The organism is Aquimarina sediminis (assembly GCF_002895435.1).
GTDB classification, from domain to species: Bacteria; Bacteroidota; Bacteroidia; order Flavobacteriales; family Flavobacteriaceae; genus Aquimarina; species Aquimarina sediminis.
The window spans coordinates 1-2454 of sequence record NZ_POYJ01000031.1 but is presented as its reverse complement, the minus strand read 5'-3'; the positions used below and the strand labels follow the sequence as shown (position 1 = coordinate 2454).

The window sequence follows — 2454 nt, the reverse complement described above, 5'->3', positions numbered from 1 at the left end:
CAGGTGCAACCGGAGCGGCAGGAACTAATGGAACAGATGGTGCTGATGGTGCGACCGGAGCAACGGGTGCTACAGGTGCAACCGGAGCAGCAGGAACTAACGGAACAGATGGTGCGACTGGAGCAACGGGTGCTACAGGTGCAACAGGTGCAACCGGAGCGGCAGGAACTAATGGAACAGATGGTGCGACTGGAGCAACAGGTGCAACCGGAGCGGCAGGAACTAATGGAACAGATGGTGCTGATGGTGCGACCGGAGCAACGGGTGCTACAGGTGCAACCGGAGCAGCAGGAACTAACGGAACAGATGGTGCGACTGGAGCAACAGGTGCAACCGGAACGGCAGGAACTAATGGAACAGATGGTGCGACTGGAGCAACGGGTGCAACCGGAGCAGCAGGAACTAACGGAACAGATGGTGCTGATGGTGCGACCGGAGCAACGGGTGCTACAGGTGCAACCGGAGCGGCAGGAACTAACGGAACAGACGGTGCTGATGGTGTGACTGGAGCTACAGGTGCAACCGGAGCAGCAGGAACAGATGGTGCGACGGGTGCAACCGGAGCGGCAGGAACTAATGGAACAGATGGTGCTGATGGTGCGACCGGAGCAACGGGTGCAACCGGAGCAGCAGGAACAGACGGTGCTGATGGTGCTACAGGTCCTACCGGAGCAGCAGGAACCAACGGAACAGATGGTGCTGATGGTGCGACAGGTGCAACCGGAGCAGCAGGAACTAACGGAACAGACGGTGCGACTGGAGCAACAGGTGCAACTGGAGCAGCAGGAACTAACGGAACAGACGGTGCTACAGGTCCTACCGGAGCAACTGGAGCAGCAGGAACTAACGGAACAGATGGTGCGACTGGAGCAACAGGTGCAACCGGAGCAGCAGGAACCAACGGAACAGATGGTGCTGATGGTGCGACTGGAGCAACAGGTGCAACCGGAGCGGCAGGAACTAATGGAACAGATGGTGCGACAGGAGCAACGGGTGCTACAGGTGCAACCGGAGCAGCAGGAACCAACGGAACAGATGGTGCTGATGGTGCGACTGGAGCAACAGGTGCAACCGGAGCGGCAGGAACTAATGGAACAGATGGTGCGACTGGAGCAACGGGTGCTACAGGTGCAACCGGAGCAGCAGGAACCAACGGAACAGATGGTGCTGATGGTGCGACTGGAGCAACAGGTGCAGCAGGAACCAACGGAACAGATGGTGCTGATGGTGCGACCGGAGCAACGGGTGCAACCGGAGCAGCAGGAACCAACGGAACAGATGGTGCTGATGGTGCGACTGGAGCAACAGGTGCAACCGGAGCAGCAGGAACTAACGGAACAGATGGTACGACCGGAGCAACGGGTGCTACAGGTGCAACCGGAGCAGCAGGAACTAACGGAACAGATGGTGCTGATGGTACGACTGGGGCAACAGGTGCAACTGGAGCGGCAGGAACTAACGGAACAGATGGTGCTACAGGTGCAACCGGAGCAGCAGGAACTAACGGAACAGATGGTGCTGATGGTACGACTGGGGCAACAGGTGCAACCGGAGCAGCAGGAACTAACGGAACAGACGGTGCGACTGGAGCAACGGGTGCTACAGGTGCAACTGGAGCGGCAGGAACTAATGGAACAGATGGTGCGACTGGAGCAACGGGTGCTACAGGTGCAACCGGAGCAGCAGGAACTAACGGAACAGATGGTGCGACTGGAGCAACAGGTGCAACCGGAGCAGCAGGAACTAACGGAACAAATGGTGCTGATGGTGCGACTGGAGCAACAGGTGCAACCGGAGCAGCAGGAACTAACGGAACAGATGGTGCTGATGGTGCGACTGGAGCAACAGGTGCAACCGGAGCAGCAGGAACAGATGGTGCTGATGGTGCGACCGGAGCAACGGGTGCTACAGGTGCAACCGGAGCAGCAGGAACAGATGGTGCTGATGGTGCGACCGGAGCAACGGGTGCTACAGGTGCAACCGGAGCAGCAGGAACTAATGGAACAGATGGTGCTGATGGTGCGACTGGAGCAACAGGTGCTACAGGTGCTACAGGTGCAACAGGAACCAACGGAACAGATGGTGCAACGGGTGCTACAGGTGCTACAGGTGCAACCGGAGCAGCAGGAACTAACGGAACAGACGGTGCTGATGGTGCGACTGGAGCAACAGGTGCTACAGGTGCAGCAGGAACCAACGGAACAGATGGTGCGACTGGAGCAACAGGTGCAACCGGAGCGGCAGGAACTAATGGAACAGATGGTGCGACTGGAGCAACGGGTGCTACAGGTGCAACCGGAGCAGCAGGAACTAACGGAACAGATGGTGCAACGGGTGCTACAGGTGCAACCGGAGCAGCAGGAACTAACGGAACAGATGGTGCGACTGGAGCAACGGGTGCTACAGGTGCAACCGGAGCAGCAGGAACTAACGGAACAGACGGTGCTGATGGTG

Annotated in this window: 1 protein-coding gene; it reads left to right on the top strand. The window is 58.5% G+C overall.

All coding sequences use genetic code 11. The features are described 5' to 3' along the window. A partial coding sequence (locus C1X07_RS24670; protein ID WP_103072714.1) for a collagen-like protein occupies nt 1–2454 on the top strand: 2454 nt, incomplete at both ends.